7 protein-coding genes and 1 pseudogene are annotated in these 15,406 nt (G+C 75.9%); all 8 read right to left on the bottom strand.

Translation table 11 applies throughout. From position 1 onward, the window contains the following. Positions 1-16 precede the first annotated feature (16 nt). The gene (locus OHA34_RS38160; RefSeq protein ID WP_285936347.1) at positions 17-577 is read right to left on the bottom strand and encodes a Na(+)/H(+) antiporter subunit C; all 561 of its coding nucleotides are present in this window, start codon (positions 575-577) and stop codon (positions 17-19) included. Further along, entirely contained in the window at positions 574-3,429 is a 2,856-nt protein-coding gene (locus OHA34_RS38155; RefSeq protein ID WP_329520309.1) for a Na+/H+ antiporter subunit A, read from the bottom strand. Before OHA34_RS38155 ends, OHA34_RS38160 begins: the two co-directional genes overlap by 4 nt. 404 nt (positions 3,430-3,833) lie before the next feature. Beyond that, complete coding sequence (locus tag OHA34_RS38150; RefSeq protein ID WP_329520308.1) at positions 3,834-4,934, bottom strand: lysine N(6)-hydroxylase/L-ornithine N(5)-oxygenase family protein; 1,101 nt, start codon at positions 4,932-4,934, stop codon at positions 3,834-3,836. A 76-nt stretch (positions 4,935-5,010) separates the two neighbouring features. Then, positions 5,011-5,118 (bottom strand): annotated as a pseudogene (locus OHA34_RS38145) (hypothetical protein); the annotation flags it as partial. Positions 5,119-5,204: 86 nt separating this feature from the next. Continuing rightward, the gene (locus tag OHA34_RS38140; protein WP_285936350.1) at positions 5,205-6,119 is read right to left on the bottom strand and encodes a siderophore-interacting protein; all 915 of its coding nucleotides are present in this window, start codon (positions 6,117-6,119) and stop codon (positions 5,205-5,207) included. Continuing rightward, positions 6,116-7,570, bottom strand: coding sequence for a DHA2 family efflux MFS transporter permease subunit (locus tag OHA34_RS38135; RefSeq protein WP_329520307.1), 1,455 nt, complete (start codon positions 7,568-7,570; stop codon positions 6,116-6,118). The genes OHA34_RS38140 and OHA34_RS38135 overlap by 4 nt, the downstream gene beginning before the upstream one ends. Beyond that, the gene (locus OHA34_RS38130; protein ID WP_329520306.1) at positions 7,567-14,658 is read right to left on the bottom strand and encodes a non-ribosomal peptide synthetase; all 7,092 of its coding nucleotides are present in this window, start codon (positions 14,656-14,658) and stop codon (positions 7,567-7,569) included. The genes OHA34_RS38135 and OHA34_RS38130 overlap by 4 nt, the downstream gene beginning before the upstream one ends. Further along, positions 14,655-15,305 carry a GNAT family N-acetyltransferase gene (locus OHA34_RS38125; protein WP_329520305.1) on the bottom strand — a complete coding sequence of 217 codons (651 nt, stop codon included), beginning with the start codon at positions 15,303-15,305 and terminating at the stop codon, positions 14,655-14,657. The genes OHA34_RS38130 and OHA34_RS38125 overlap by 4 nt, the downstream gene beginning before the upstream one ends. Positions 15,306-15,406 lie beyond the last annotated feature (101 nt).

The raw sequence follows: 15,406 nt of genomic DNA, 5'->3' as shown, positions 1-15,406 counted from the left end.
AGCGGGAGCAGCTGGTTCACCGGTCGGACCCGCTCTCGTCGTCGCCGTCGTCGAGGTCGCCTGGGTCGTCGACCGCGCGGCGCTCGCGTTCGGCCCGGATGCCCGCGCGCAGCTCGCGGCGGGCGCCGCGGATCTGGCCGCGCTGCTCGCGGGACCACTCGCGGAACTCGCGGCGCCGGGCGCGGACCTGGGTGCGCAGCTCGTGCCGGCCGCGGGTGACGCGGCGGTCCTCGATGTCGTCGCGGACGTCGTCGTCGTCGCTGTCGCCGAGCCGGCCGGACCGGTAGGCGATGGCGAGGGCGAACGCGGCGGTGCCGAGCGCGATCACGATCGCGGTGAGGATCATCGCCTGCGGCACCGGGTCGTTCATCGGCCGCCGGTCCGCGCCGGGCGGCACGCCGTGCAGGATGGGCGCGCGGCCGGCCGGGCCGCCGCCGGTGAGGATCAGCAGGTTCACCCCGTTGCCGAGCACGAGCATCCCGACGACCAGCCGGCTCAGGCTGCGCTCCAGCACCAGCGCGACGCCTGCGGCGACGAGGGCGCCCCCGGCGGCGGCGAGCACGACGGTCCCGCTCACCCGGCCTCCTCCGTCCCGGCCTGCCGGTCGACCTCGGCGCCGAGCGCGCTGAGGACGTCCAGCATCAGCCCGATGACGATCAGGTAGACGCCGGCGTCGAACAGCAGCGAGGTGGCCAGGTGGACGTGGCCGAGCAGCGGAACGTGCGGGTCCCAGCCGCCGCTCTCCAGGATCGCCGAGCCCCACAGCGGCCCGCAGAACGCGGTGCCCGCCGTGATGATCAGCCCGACGCCGAGGAGCCGGCCGACGTCGACCGGCGCGGCCTCGGCCAGCTCGAACGGGCCGCCGGCCAGGTAGCGCACGACGAGCGCGAGCCCGGCCACGATCCCGCCCACGAACCCGCCGCCCGGCGCGGAGTGCGCGGTGAACAGCAGGTACAGCGAGAACAGCAGGACGGTGTGGAAGGTCAGCCGGGCGACGACCTCGAAGACGATCGACCGGCGCTCGGCGGCGAGGGTCGGTCCGGCCGCGAGCCAGTCCCGCCCGCGCGTGGACGGCTCGCCGCGGAACGCCGCGTCCACCGAGGTCATCCCCGCGACCGCCCACACCGCGGTGCCGGACGCGGCGTCGGCGGCGCGCGGCGGCACGGACGCGCGCCGCCGGGCGAAGACCATGCTGGTGACGCCGAGCGCCGCGAGCGCGATCACCGAGCTCTCGCCGAGCGTGTCCCAGGCCCGGATGTCGACCAGGACGGTGGCGACGATGTTGGAGCCGCCCGCCTTCTCCGCCGCGCCGGGGAACCCGGCGGCGATCGGGACCGCCCGCCGGGCCTGGGCGGCGAGCAGGGTGGCGCCGGTGGCGAGGAGCCCGATGAGGAGCCCGATCGCCACGTGCAGGCGGTAGCGGGACTTGGGCCGCGTGCGGGGGAAGCCGACCGGCAGGCGGCGCAGCACGAGCACGAACACCACCAGGCTCGCGGTCTCCATCAGGAGCTGGGTGAGCGCGAGGTCGGGGGCGCCCTGGAGGACGAACAGGGTCGCGACGCCGTAGCCGGACGCCCCGGCGAGCACGACGGTCTGGGCCCGGCCGTGGGCCCGCGCCGCCGCGACGGCCGCGGCCACGGTCAGCACCGCGACCATCGCCTGCGCGGGGCCGTCCCACAGCCGCCAGGGCGCGGGAGTCGGCCAGGGCCGTCCGAGCAGGATCGCCGAGCCGGTGAGGCCCGCCGCGGTCAGCAGGATGACCACGAGGTAGCCGGGCAGCGATCCGCGCTGGACGGCGCCGGTCACTTGCAGCGCGAGATGGTTCAGCGACCGCATGAGCCCGGCGTACACGTCGGCGGGCTCGACGAACACGATCCGCCGCTGGAGCCGGACGACGACGCGTCCGGCGAAGAACAGCCCGGCGCCGACCAGCAGCGAGACGGCGGTCAGCAGCAGCGCCTCGCCGAACCCGTGCCAGGCCGACAGGTGGTAGCCGCCGTGACCGTCGGCCGGGTACGCGGCGGCCTCCCTGGAGAGGGGCGCGTCCAGCGGGGCGGCGAGCAACCCGAGGGCGACGCCGGCCAGCGCGAGGACGACCGGGGGGGCCAGCAGCAACGCCTCGATCCTGTACGCGGAGAGTTCGTCCGCCCCGTGCTTGCGCGCGAACGCGCCCCACAGGAACCGCAGGCTGTAGGCGGCGGTGAAGGCCGAGCCGAGGACCAGGACCCCGAGGAGCACCGGGCGGCCCCCGATGAACGCCTCGTAGGCCGCCTCCTTCCCCGCGAACCCGAGCGTCGCGGGGACGCCCGCCATGGACGCCGCCGCCACGATCGACGTGCCGCACAGGACCGGGGCGGCCCGGCCCAGACCCGACAGCCGCCGCAGGTCGCGGGTCCCGGTGGCGTGGTCGATGATGCCGACCACCATGAACAGCGCCGCCTTGAACAGCGCGTGCGCGAGCAGCACCGTCACTCCGGCGAGCGCGGCGTCGCGGGTGCCCGCGCCGACCAGGACGACCATGAATCCGAGCTGGCTGACGGTGCCGTAGGCGAGCAGCAGCTTGAGGTCGTGCTCGCGCAGTGCGCGCCAGCCCGCCAGGACCATGGTGAGCGCGCCGAGGACCAGCACGACGGGCCGCCAGACGGCGGCGCCCGCGAACGCGGGCGCGAACCGCGCGACCAGGTACACGCCCGCCTTCACCATCGCCGCGGCGTGCAGGTACGCGCTCACCGGGGTCGGGGCGGCCATCGCGGCGGGCAGCCACAGCCCGAACGGGACCAGCGCCGACTTCGACAGCGCGCCGATCAGGATCAGCGCCAGCGCCACCCCGACGGCGGTGCCGCCCGGCGGCCGGGCCAGGATCTCCGAGAGCCGGTAGGTGCCCGCGGCCCGGCCGAGCATGATCAGCCCGACCAGCATGGCCAGCCCGCCGAAGGTGGTGACGATGATCGCCTGCGTCGCGGCCCGGCGGGCGGCGGCGCGCGCGGAGTCGAACCCGATGAGCAGGTAGGAGAAGACCGTGGTCAGCTCCCAGAACACGTACAGCAGGATCAGGTCGTCGGCGAGGACGAGCCCGAGCATCGCGGCGGCGAACGCGAGGAGCTGCCCCGCGAACCCGCCCAGCCCCCGCTCGGAGGCCTCGAAGTACCGGGCGCAGTAGGCCACGATGAGCGCGCCGACGCCGCCGACGATGAGCACCATCATCCAGGCGAGCGGATCGGCCCGCAGCGCCAGTTCCAGGTGCAGGCCGGGGATCCAGGCGTGCGACTCGGCGCGCGGCGCGGCGCCGTCCAGCCAGGGCGGCAGCGCCCAGACCGCCGCCGCCGCGGGCACCAGGGCGAGCGGCAGGAACGCGTTGCGGCCGAGCCCCCGGACGAGGAGTGGAGCCACCGCCGCGGCCGCGCAGTGCACGGCGAACAACAGGAGCATGACTCCCCAGCGAGATCGATCGATGACCGCCCGTCACGTTAGCCATGGCGCGGCGGACCGGCGCGCGCCACGGCGCTGACACGCGGGATTTGGTGATCCGCTGAAAGAGTCCGGCCCCGGCACTGGCCAGGCAGGACGGGCGCATCAGGCTGAGGGCCGGTGAGCTGCTCCTCGACCGGTCCCACCTCACGTCCTTGGACCCGGCCACCGGCCGGCCCCACGGGTCATCAGGGTGAACGTCCCGTCCGGCACGCCCCTGCCCTGGACCGAACTGGTCGCGCTCGGCTGAGCAGCGCGCGCGATCATGGAGGTGACCACGAGCCTGGGAGACGGGATGAGCGAACCGGGAGACGGGCCGTACCGGCTCGCGGGCGACCGCATGGACCTCACCGCCGTCGCCGCGGTCAGCGGACGGCGGGCGAGGCGGCCGGGCGGTGCTCCGGCCGGCGGGCGAGGATGGAGTCGAGGATCTCGCCCGCGCGGACGGCGCCGTTGGACAGCAGCGACGACGTGATCCCGTGCGTGTGCTCCGTGCCGCCCTGCAAGTAGACGCCGGCGGTGACGGACGGGCCGGTGGACACCCGGTAGTCGCGTTCGACCAGCGGGCGCCCCTCCCCGTCGCGGCGGCAGAGGGCGGCGGCGGGGCCGAGGAGGCCGAGGGCGTCGAACGGGCGGTAGCCGGTGGCGCAGACGACGACGTCGGAGTCCAGCACCTCCCGTTCACCGGTGGGCAGGAACTCGTAGGTCGTGCGCGCCCCACCGGGCACCTCGCGGACGTCGAGCACCTTGCAGGCGTTGAGCATCCGCAGGCGCTCCCGGCCCGCGACCCTCTCCTGGTAGGCGCGCCGGTACAGCTCCTCGATGAGGTCGAGGTCCACCACCGAGTAGTTCGTGCCGCGGTGGTAGTCGAACAGCCGCCGCTTGACCTCCTCGGGCGCGCCGTGGAACAGGTCCACCGCCTCCGGGTCGAAGATCCGGTTGGCGAAGGGGCTGTCGTCGGCGGGGCTGTAGCCGTAGCGGGAGAACACCGAGCACACCTCGGCGTCGGGGTGGGTGCGGTGCAGGTACTCGGTGACCTCGGCGGCGCTCTGCCCGGCGCCGATCACCGTCCAGCGCCTCGGGGGCGGGCCGGTGCGCTCGGCGAGCCGGATCAGCAGCCGCTGGTTGTGCCAGACCCGCTCGGACTCGGCGACGCCGGGCGGCAGGCACGGCTGGAGGCCGCCGCCGATCACCAGGTTGCGGGCGCGGACGGCGCGCGGCGTCCCGGCGGCGTCCCGGACGGTGACGGCGAACTCCGCGACCTCGCCGCCCGCGTCCACCGGCTCGACCGCGACGGCCTCGGCGTCGTACCGGACCAGGTGCCCGAGGCGTCCCGCGGCCCAGGAGAAGTAGTCGTGGAACTCGGTGCGGGTCGGGAAGAACGTCTTGTGGTTGATGAAGTCGACCAGCCGGCCCTTGTCCCTCAGGTAGGCCAGGAAGGAGAAGTCGCTGGACGGGTCGCGCATCGTGACCAGGTCCTTTCAGGAACGACACCTGCATCGTGGCGCCGTCGATGAGCATGCCGCGGTGCCAGCCGAAGCGCGGCTGCCGCTCGACGAACAGCGCGAGGAGGCGGTCGCCCCGGACGGTCCGCGCGTTGTGGTCCTCCAGGGCGATGGCGAGGGCGAGGTTGGCGGGGCCGAAGCCCACGCCGACGAAGTCGTACAGTCGGTCTCCCGGCTGGGACACGGACGGCTCCTTCGGTTCGGGGTGTGCGGGAGGACGGGACGGGCGGTCTACGCGGGGCCGGCCGCGGCCCTCTCGCGTTCGGCGAGCTCTTCCTTCCCGGCCCGGTAGTAGTCCTGGTCCCGGTCGTTGTCGTGGCGGTCGTGGTAGGCGGTCTCGGTCATGCCGTGCTTCCAGTAGCCGATGGCGAGGAGGTCGCGGCGGTTCAGGCCGAGGTCGTCGCGGGCGTACGAGCGGATCGCGCGGACGGACGCGGACTCCCCCGCCGCCCACACGAACGCGCGCTCGCCGCCGTCCGGCCGGGGCAGCGCGCGGACGGCGTCCTGGAGGAGGGTGGTCGTGCCGGGCCCGGCGCCGTCCTGGAACAGCCAGATCAGCTCGACGCCGGGCGGCGGGGCGAGGTCCTGGATCTCGCCGGGGTCCGGCACCTCGACCAGCACGTGGCCGCGGGCGTGCCGCGGCAGCTCCGCCACGATCGTCCCGATGGCGGGCAGCGCGGTGTGGTCGCCCGCGACGAGATACCGGTCGGCGTCGAGGACGGTCCGGCCGCCGGGGCCGACGACGCCGAGGACGTCGCCCGGCCGCGCGGCGCCGGCCCAGCGGGAGGCCGGACCGCGGTCGCCGTGCAGGACGAAGTCGACGTCGAGCTCGCCCGCGGCCGGGTCGTGCCGGCGGACGGTGTAGGTGCGCATCGCGGGGCGGCGGTGCTCGGGCGGCCAGGTCGTGCGGCCGTCCGGCCCGGCCGCCGGCCACTGCGGGTCGGGGTCGCCGGGCGGCGGGACCAGCACCTTAATGTTGGGACCGGTGCCGAAGCCGGCCAGCTCCGGGCCGCCCAGGGTGATCCGCCGCATCCGCGGGGTGACCGGCGCGGTCCGCAGGACCGTCAGGACTCTGAGCCCGGGCAGCCGCGCGGGTGCCTCGTTCTGCGCCGACATGGGGAACGCCTCCTGTGTGGGGATCGTCATGACCCGGCCGCCCGGACCGCCGCGGCGGCGGCCGGGACGGGCGGGCCGATCTTGGTGAGCCGGAACGCCAGCAGCGCGGCGATCACCGCGCAGCCCGCCGCGGCGCCCATGGCCGCCCGGTACGGGACCAGGCCGCCGGCGGAGTGCGCGGCGGCGAGGACGCCCGCGGCCATGGAGACGCCGAGCGCCGACGCCATCTGCCGCTGGGCGTTGTAGAGGGTGGACGCCGCGGCGGTCGCGGCCTTGCCGATGGTGGCGAACGCGGTGACCTGGAGCTGGATGGAGGACTGCCCGACGCAGAACCCCATCGCGAAGTGCAGCGCCCCGATCGCCCACAGCGGTGTGCCGGCGCCGATGAGGTCGGTGGCGGCGATCGCGGCGGCGGCGCCGAGCATGCAGGCGGTGACGACCCGGCCGGCGCCGAAGCGGCGCTGCAGCCGCCCGGCGACCTGCGAGGCGCAGATCAGCCCGACCGCCTTGGGGAAGACCGCGAGCCCGGCGTGCGAGGGCGAGGCGCCCAGACCCTGCTGGAACAGCAGCGTGAACGCGTACCCGGCGGCCATGAACCCGGCGACCAGGAACACCATCGCCGAGCCCGCCGCGCGGAACGTCGCGTCGCGGAACACGGTCAGGTCGACCAGCGGGTGCGCGGTGCGGCGCCCGGCGAGCGCGAACGCCACGACCAGCGCCGCGCCGAGGACGCCGAGGCCGGTCTGCGCCGGGCCCCAGCCGTGCGCGGCGCCCGCGTTCAACGCGTACATCACCAGCCCGGCGCCGGGCGCGATTAGCAGGAAGCCGCGCAGGTCGAAACAGCGCCGGACCCGTTCGGCCGGTCCGGCGAGCGCGAGCGCGCCCGCCACCAGCGCGGCGGCGCCGACCGGCACGTTGATCGCGAACCCCCACCGCCAGGACAGGTGCTCGACCAGGAGCCCGCCGACGACGGGCCCGAGGGTCGGCGCGAGCGCGCCCGGCAGGACGATGGCCCGCGCGAGCCTGATCCGGTCCTCGGGTGGGTAAGCAAGGTAAAGCAGGGTGAGGCCGACGGGTGTCAGCAGCCCGCCGGCCGAGCCCTGCACCACCCGCGCGGCGACCAGCGTGCCGAGCCCGCCGGAGACCCCGCACAGCACGGACGCGGCGGTGAACGCGGCGAGCGCCGCGAGGAACACCCGCTTCGCGCCGAACCGGTCGCTCAGCCACCCCGACAGCGGGATGCAGACCGCGACGCTCACCAGGTAGGCGACGTCGACGGCGCCGGTCGCGGCGGCCGGGACGGCGAACTTGCGGGCGATGGCGGGCAGCGCGAGGTTCACGATGGTGGTGTCCATCCCGACCATGAACACCACGGTCACGTACACCACGCACACGATGAGCCGCCCGCGCGGCGCGGCCTCCTCCGCTGCCCGCCCGGTCTTGTCCGCCCCGCGCGGCGGGGCGCCGCCCGCGCCGCTCACCGGCGACCCTCACGCAGCCGCGCGCCGACGAGCGCGCCGATCTCGGCGATCGGGCCGGGAAGGGTCATGTCCCGGTGCGCGCAGTCCAGGTCGTGGTTGTCGATCGCGCCGCCGACGTGCGGCTCCCACAGGTGGTGGGTCGGCGCCTTCGCGCCCGGCCCGAGCGCCGCGGGGTCCAGCGCGGCGGTGAAGAACAGCAGGTCGCCGTCGAACCGGCCGAACGCGGCGTCCTTCTCCAGCCGGGCGCTGACCGCAAAGTTGTCGATCATCGCGGCGGGGGTGAAGTCCCTGAGGTTGGCCAGCGCGCTGCCCTCGGCCCGCAGGATCGCCATCACCCGCTCGCGGTCGACGGGCCCGTCCGCGGCGGCCAGGTCGTGGCCGACCATGTACAGCAGCGCGCGGAGCGCGTCCTCCTCGGACGGAAGCGTGTCCCACACGCCGCTCGGATAGGAGTCGAGCATCACCACGAGCTCGACCTCCTCGCCCGCGTCCTGGAGCGCGACCGCGACGTGGTGCGCGATGACGCCGCCGAACGACCAGCCGAGCAGCGCGTACGGGCCGTGCGGGCGCACCTTGCGCATCTCGGCGACGTACTCGGCCGTCATCTCCTCGAGGGTCTGCGCGGGGGCGGTCCGCCGGGACAGGTTGCGCGCCTGGACACCGTAGATCGGCACGTCGTGGACGTGCTTCATCAGTCCGGAGAAGCACCAGGCGATGCCGCCCGCCGGATGGAAGCAGAACAGCGGCGTGCCGGTCCCCGAGGTCCGGAACGGGAGGAGGATCTCCAGGGCCTCGCCATCCGCGCCGCTCTCCAGCCGGTCCGCGAGCTCGGCGGGGGTCGGCGCGGCGAACACCGTCCCGACGCTGATCCGCACGCCGAACTCGGCCCGGACCCGGCCGATCAGCCGGGCGGCGAGCAGCGAGTGCCCGCCGAGGTCGAAGAAGGAGTCGTCGATGCCGGCCCGCCGGACGCCGAGCACCTCGGCGTACAGCTCGCACAGCATCTCCTCCTGCCGGTTGCGCGGCCCCCGTCCGGGCGCGGCGGACGCGGCGGGGTCCGGCGCGGGCAGCGCGGCGCGGTCGAGCTTGCCGCTGGGCGTGAGCGGCAGCGCGCCGAGCAGGGTGATCGACGGCGGCACCATGTGCTCGGGCAGCTCCGCCGCGAGGGCCCGCTTCAGCTCCCGTCCGCCCGGCCCGCGCTCGGCGGCGTCCCCGGCGGGCACCACGTAGGCGGCGAGGCGCACGTCGCCGGGGCGGTCCTCCCGGACGACCACCGCCGCGCGCGCGACGCCGTCCTGCCGGGCCAGCACGGTCTCGATCTCGCCGAGCTCGATCCGGAAACCCCGCACCTTGACCTGGTCGTCGGCGCGTCCGGCGAAGTGCAGCGCGCCGTCCCGGGACCAGCGGGCCAGGTCCCCGGTGCGGTACAGGCGGGTGCCGGGCGGCCCGAACGGGTCGGCGACGAACCGCTCGGCGGTCTGCCCGGGGCGGCCGAGGTAGCCGCGCGCGAGGCCGTCGCCCGCGAGGTAGAGCTCCCCGGTGACCCCCGGCGGGACGGGCCGCAGCGCCGCGTCGAGCACGTACGCGCGGGTGCCGGGGTCGGGCCGGCCGATCGGGACGGGCCCGGCCGCGTCCGGGTCGCAGTCCCAGAGGGTGGCGTTGACGGTGGCCTCGGTCGGGCCGTAGGCGTTGACGACCCGGTGCCGCCGCCCCCACCGGGCGGCCAGCTCGGGCGGGACCTTCTCGGCGCCGACGACCAGCGTGGCGCCCTCGGGCAGCTCGACGTCCTCGGGGATCATCGCGAGCAGGGACGGCGGCAGGCCCAGCAGCCCGACGCGGTGGCGGCGGGCGTAGCCCGCGAGCTCGGGCCCTGGGACGCGCAGGTCGGCCGGGCAGATCACCAAGGTGCCGCCCGACAGCAGCGGGATGCACAGCTGCCAGAACGCGGCGTCGAAGCTGAGCGAGGCGAAGTGCAGCACGCGGAGGCCGGGGCGCGCGCCGAGCCGCCGCTCCTGGGTGGCGACCAGGTCGGCGATCCCGGCATGCGTGACGACCACCCCCTTCGGGCGGCCGGTGGACCCGGAGGTGTAGATCACGTACGCGGCGTTGCGCACGGACACCGGCCCCGGGACGCGGACGTGCGGCTCCGGTTCGGGGACGTCGCCGCCCAGCAGGATCTCGCGGGCGCCGCCCGGCGGGCGGGTCCCCGGGGTGGTGATCACACCGGCCGGGCGGGCGTCCCGGACCATGTGGGCGAGCCGGTCGGCCGGGTAGTCGGGGTCGAGCGGCAGGTAGGCGGCGCCCGTCTTCAGCACCGCCAGCACTGCGACGATCATGTCGATGGAGCGGGGCAGCGCCACCCCGACGAGCTCCTCCGGACCCGCGCCCAGCTCGGCCGCGAGCCGCCGCGCGAGCCGGTCCGCGCGGGCGTCGAGCTGCGCGTAGGTCAGCTCCCGGTCGCCGAGGACCACGGCCGTCGCGTCCGGCGACCGCCGCACCTGGGCCTCGAACAGCGCGGGGAACGTGGCGGGCGGCGTGCCGTGGGCGGTGTCGTTCCAGTCGCGCAGGAGGGTGCGGCGCTCGTCGGCGCCGAGCACGTCCAGCTCGGTGATCGGACGGCCGGGGTCCGCGGCGGCGGCCTCCAGCAGCCGCACCAGCCGGGCGGCGAGCGCCTCCACGGTGGCGCGGTCGAACAGGTCGGTGCGGTACTCCACCACGCCGTCGACGCCGTCCCGCCCCGCGTGCTCGGCGAGGCGGAACGCCAGGTCGAACTTGGCGGCGCCGGTCGGGACGGTCGTGACCTCGGCGGTCAGGCCGCCGGGCAGCCCGGGCCGGGCGCCCTGGTCGTTCCAGTAGGTGAGCATGACCTGGAACAGCGGGTGCCGGGTGAGGGACCGCGGCGGGCGCAGCGCCTCCACGAGCCGTTCGAACGGCAGGTCCTGGTGCTCGAAGGCGGCCAGGTCGGTCTCGCGGACCCGGCCGAGCAGCTCGGCGAAGCCGGGCGCTCCGGAGGTGTCGGTCCGCAGCACCAGGGAGTTGACGAAGCAGCCGACCAGCGCGTCGAGCGCGTCGTCGGTCCGTCCGGCGGCGGGCGTGCCGATCGGGACATCGGTCCCGGCGCCGAGGCGGGTGAGCAGCGCGGCGATGCCCGCCTGCACGGTCATGAACAGGCTGGCGTGCGCGTCCCGGGCGAGCGCGGCGAGCGCCCGGTGCAGCGCCGGCCCGAGGGTGAACGGGACGACGTCGCCCCGGTGGCCGGGCACCGCGGGACGGGGCCGGTCCGCGGGGAGGTCGAGTTCGACCGGCAGGTCCCGGAGGGTGCCCTCCCAGTGGGCGAGCTGCCGTCCGGCGAGCGAGCCGGGGTCGGCGTCGTCGCCCAGCAGGTCCCGCTGCCACAGCGTGTAGTCGGCGTACTGCACGGGCAGCGGCGCCCAGCCGGGCTCGCGCCCGTCGCGGCGGGCCGTGTAGGCGGTGGCGAGGTCCTCGATCAGGCGGTTCTGCGACCACTCGTCCCCCGCGATGTGGTGCAGGAGGAGGAGCAGGACGTGAGCGTCCGGGCCGGTCCGCAGCAGGGTGGCCCTGATCGGCGGCTCGGCGGCCAGGTCGAACGCGTACCGGGCGGCCTCGGCGAGGTCCTCTTCGGTGGCGGCACGGTGCAGGACGGGCTCCACAGCGGGGAGCACCCGCTGGTACGGGGTGCCGTCGTCGTCGGGGAAGAGCGTCCGCAGGCTCTCGTGCCGCGCCAGGAGGTCGCCGAGCGCGCCGTGGAGCGCCGCGCCGTCCAGGGGGCCGGTCAGGCGGAGCGCGATCGGGACGTTGTAGGCGGTCCGGTCGCCGGTCTGGTGCAGGAACCACAGGCCGCGCTGCGCCGACGACAGCGGGACCCGGCCGGGACGCGGCGCCGGGGCGAGCCCGGGCCGGCCGGAGGTCCCGGCGCCGAGCGCCGCGGCGGTCCCCGCGACGGTCGGCGCCTCGAACACCGTCCGGATGCCGAGCTCGGCCCCCAGCACCGCGCGGACCCGGCCCACCAGCCGGGCGGCCAGCAGCGAGTCGCCGCCGAGGTCGAAGAACCCGTCGTCCACGCCCACCGACGGCAGGCCGAGGACCTCGGCGAACAGCCCGCACAGCGCCTCCTCGCGCGCCGTGCGGGGCGCCGCGCCGGCGACGGCCGCCGCGAGGTCGGGCGCGGGCAGCGCCCGCCGGTCGAGCTTGCCGTTGACGGTCAGCGGCAGCGCCTCCACCGGCACGACCGCCGCGGGGACCAGGTGGGCGGGCAGCCGCTCGGCCAGGTACCCGCGCAGCTCCGCCGCGACCGGCCCCGCGCCCGCCGCGTAGGCGACCAGGCGGCGGTCGCCGGGACGGTCCTCGCGGACGATCACCGCGGCGCCGGTGACGGCGGGATGGGCGGCCAGGGCGGCCTCGATCTCGCCCGGCTCCACCCGGAACCCGCGGATCTTGACCTGGTCGTCGGCGCGGCCCCGGAACTCCAGGTCGCCGTCCGCCGTCCGGCGGGCGAGGTCGCCGGTGCGGTACATCCGGGAGCCGGGCGGGCCGTACGGGTCGGCGACGAACCGCTCCGCGGTCAGGCCGGGCCGTCCCAGGTACCCGTGGGCCAGGCCCTCGCCCGCGATGTACATCTCGGCCGTCCGGCCGGGCTCGACGGGTTGCAGCGCCCCGTCCAGCAGCAGGACCCGCAGGTCGGAGAGGGGACGGCCGATGCCGCCGCCCGCGCCGGGGCCGCCGGGGGCCGCGTCGGCGTGGGTCACGTGCACCGTGGTCTCGGTGATCCCGTACATGTTGACCAGGTGCGGGGCGCCCGCCGGGTGCCGCTCGTGCCACTCGGCCAGCCGCCCGTGGTCGAGCGCCTCGCCGCCGAAGACGACGTGGCGGAGCGCGGACAGGTCGTGCCGCCCCAGCTCGTCCCGGTCGGCGCGCATGAGCTGGTAGAACGCCGAAGGCGTCTGGTTGAGAACGGTCACCCGCTCATCGGCGAGCAGCCGCAGGAACGCGCCGGGAGAACGGCTGGTCTCGTGCGGGACGACGACGAGCCGCCCGCCGTGCAGCAGCGCGCCCCACAGCTCCCACACCGAGAAGTCGAACGCGTAGGAGTGGAACAGCGTCCACACGTCCCGGGCGGTGAACCCGAACCGGTCGGCGGTCGCGGTGAAGAGCCGGACGACGTTGCGGTGCGGCACCACGACGCCCTTCGGCGCGCCGGTCGAGCCGGACGTGTAGATCACGTACGCGGGCAGCCAGGGCGACGGGGCGCGGCCGAGGTCACCGGCCGGGTAGGCGTCCAGGGCCTCCAGCGTGCCGGGCGTGACCGTGCAGACGGGCCGGGCATCGCCCAGCGTGGCGGCGATCCGTCCGGCGGGGTAGGCGGGGTCGATCGGCACGTACGCCGCACCGGTCTTGAGGACCGCCAGGATCGCGACCACCAGGTCCGCGGAGCGCGGCAGGGTGAGCGCGACGAGGCCGCCGGGGCCCGCGCCGCGCTCGGCCAGGAGGCGGGCGAGCCGGTTGGCGGCGGCGTTCAACTCCGCGTAGGTCAGCTCCGTGGAAGTCAGCTCCGTGGAGGTCAGCTCCGTGGAGGTCAGGTCCGGACCGTCCGGGACGGTCACGGCGACGGCGTCCGGTGAGGCGGCGGCCTGCCGCTCGAAGATCTGGGTGAGGCTCTCGCCCGGCGCCTCAGGACGGTGCGCCTGGGGACGGTCTCCGTCTGGACGCGCGGGCAGGACGGCGCGGCGGGTCGCCTCGTCGAGGACGCCGAGCCGTCCGACCGGCAGGTCCGGGCCGCCCTCGGCGAACGCGTCCAGCAGCGCGGTCAGGCTCCGCGCGTGCTCGGCGAGGTCGCCGGGCCCGTACAGGCGGGGGTTGGCGTCCAGCTCGAAGGGCGGCCCGTCCTGGTCGGCCCCTCCCCTGGCGCCGAGTCCGCGGACGGTGAGGGTCAGGTCGTCGACCGGCCCGGCCGACAGGTGGCGGGTGGTCGCCGGGCAGCCGGCGAAGCTCAGCGACGGGGTGAACGGCTTGATGTTGACCAGCGGCCCGGTCAGCCGCCGCCGCTCGCCGAGCAGCCGCAGGTCGCGGCGTAGATCCTCGCCCTGGTAGCGGCCGTGCCGGCGGGCCTCGCGCAGCCTCGCCGCCACCTGGGCGACGAGTTCCCCGGCGGTCGTGCCGGGCCGGACGTCCAACCGGAGCGGGACGACGTTGACGACCATGCCGGGCACCCGCGCGGCGGCCGTGCCGAGCCGTCCCATGAGCGGCAGGCCGAGCACCACGTCGCGGGTCCCGGTCCGGCGGTGCAGGTAGGCCGCCGCGCCGGCGATCACGGCTTCGGGCCACGTCGCCCGGGCCTCCTTGGCGAGGACGGTCAGGCCGGCCGCCGGGATCAGGCCGGTGCGGCGGAGGAAACCGGGCGCGGGCACCGGGGCGCCCTCCGCCAGCCCGACCGCCTCGGGGGCGTCCGCGAACCGTCCCGTCCAGTAGGCCCGGTCGGCGGCACGGCGATCGGAGGCCCGGTAAACGGCCTCGTCCTCGACCAGCGTGCGCAGCGGCAGGAACGGGCTCACGCCCGGCTCGCGCCCCTCGGCCAGGGCCGTGCAGGTCTCGGCGACGCGCCGCGCGACCTGCGCGAAGCCGTAGCCGTCCATGACGACGTGGTGGCAGCGCATGTACCAGAAGGACCGCTCCGGCCCCGCGGTGATCAGCGCCTGGGTGAACAGCGGGCCGGAGCCCGGCGGCACCGGGCGGGCCAGGTCGCCGCGCATCCACTCCTCGGCGGCGGCGCGCGGAGCGGGGGCGGCGCCCACCTCGAGGCGGTGCAGCGGCCACGCCCCCGGTTCGACCGCCTGCCACGGCCCGTCGGGCCCGTCCCCGATCGTGACGTTCAGCGCGTCGATCTCGGCGACGGCCAGGCGCAGCGCGCGCTCGAAGAGGGCAGGGTCCACCGGCCCGTGGATCTCCACGTACTCGCCGGTGTTGTAGGCCGGGCTGGACGGATCGAGCCGCTGCGCGTACCAGACCCCCGCCTGCGCGCCCGTGAGCGGCATCGCGCCCGGGGGACGGGGCATCGCTGCCGGATCGGTCATGCGGGCAGGCTCGGCACGTCGGCCTCGGTCCGCGGCCAGATGAACAGCGCGGCCCGCTTGTGCGGAAGGTCGACCTCGCCGAGGAACCGCAGGCCGAGCTTGGTGTCCACGCGGCGGGCCGCCTGGTTGGACGCGTCCGGCTCGGAGACGATCCGGGCGCACTCGGGCTCGGCCGCGAACACCCCGTCGATGAACGCGCGGAAGATCCGGACGGCGAGGCCGCGGCCGACACCGTCGGTCTCGCCGATGGCGATGTGGAAGCCCACGTCGTGGGCGCGGGCCGGGTAGGTCCCGGCGACCACGTCGCGGGCGGCGCGGTAGAGCTCGACGTAGGCGACCGGGCGGCCGTCGAACTCGACGATGAACGGGCGGGCGTAGTCGCCGGCGAGCTGCCCGCCGATCTCGGCGGCCCAGCGCTCCCGGGTCCACGCCTGGTCGTAGCCGGCCGCGACGTGCGGCAGGTTCATCCAGCGGTGCACCAGGTCGAGGTCGGCGCCGTCCGGCAGCGCGATCCGGGCTCTGAACGGGGCGGCGAGATCGGGCACCGGCGGCGGGCCGGCGGCCAGGACCGCCGGGCCGAGCCCTTCGCGGATCTCGCGGGTGTACTCGCCGGTCCGCGGTCCCGGTGCGCTGCCAGAGCTGGGCACGTCGCCTCCTGAAGATCAGTAGGTTAGGCAAGCCTAAGCTAACTTGACTTAGGCAAGGCTCAGCTAAGCACCGTCACTCCGGACGGTCAACGCCGCACCGG

This window comes from Spirillospora sp. NBC_01491, assembly GCF_036227065.1.
GTDB lineage: Bacteria > Actinomycetota > Actinomycetes > Streptosporangiales > Streptosporangiaceae > Spirillospora > Spirillospora xylanilytica.
The sequence above is the reverse complement of the archived record's forward strand: the minus strand, read 5'-3'. Positions and strand labels throughout refer to the sequence as shown.

Bases quoted from the DNA above. Each gene is read 5' to 3' on its own strand.
- OHA34_RS38155 (WP_329520309.1), bottom strand. From the start codon at position 3,429: ATGCTCCTGTTGTTCGCCGTGCACTGCGCGGCCGCGGCGGTGGCTCCA.
- OHA34_RS38150 (WP_329520308.1), bottom strand. From the start codon at position 4,934: ATGCGCGACCCGTCCAGCGACTTCTCCTTCCTGGCCTACCTGAGGGAC.
- OHA34_RS38140 (WP_285936350.1), bottom strand. From the start codon at position 6,119: ATGACGATCCCCACACAGGAGGCGTTCCCCATGTCGGCGCAGAACGAG.
- OHA34_RS38130 (WP_329520306.1), bottom strand. From the start codon at position 14,658: ATGACCGATCCGGCAGCGATGCCCCGTCCCCCGGGCGCGATGCCGCTC.